The organism is Anoxybacillus sp. CHMUD (assembly GCF_013096965.1).
GTDB classification, from domain to species: Bacteria; Bacillota; Bacilli; order Bacillales; family Anoxybacillaceae; genus Anoxybacillus; species Anoxybacillus kestanbolensis_A.
In genome coordinates this window covers 1-428 of the sequence record NZ_SDLG01000083.1, presented here as the reverse complement: position 1 = coordinate 428, position 428 = coordinate 1, and the positions used below count along the sequence as shown (strand labels likewise).

Below are 428 nucleotides of genomic sequence, written 5' to 3'. Positions count from 1 at the left end.
GACCATGACGGCGCCGAGTGAACAAATCGAAGCAGCACTTGTGAATGTAGCGCGTTATATGGAGCGGGAGAACGATCCTGGGGCGGCTGAAGTGCTCGGTGTTCATTTGGAAGGGCCGTTTTTGTCGCCGAAGCGCGCTGGGGCACAGCACCCACGCCACCTCGCTGACCCGGACATTTCACTGTTTCAGCGTTGGCAAGAAGTTGCCGGCGGCAATATCCGCCTTGTGACGCTCGCTCCAGAGCGGGACGGGGGGCTTGATCTTGTCGCTTATTTAAAGAAAACGGGGGTCGTCGCCTCGATCGGCCATTCCGACGCTGTTTACGAGGAGGTGAAAGCGGCGGTCGCTGCGGGGGTGACGCATGCCACCCACTTATTTAACGGGATGCGCGGCATTCACCACCGTGAACCGGGGGTTGCTGGTGCGG

At 60.0% G+C, this 428-nt stretch carries 1 pseudogene; it reads left to right on the top strand.

Going from position 1 to position 428, the window contains the following annotated elements:
* Positions 1-428 (top strand): annotated as a pseudogene (locus ETB99_RS14705) (N-acetylglucosamine-6-phosphate deacetylase); the annotation flags it as partial.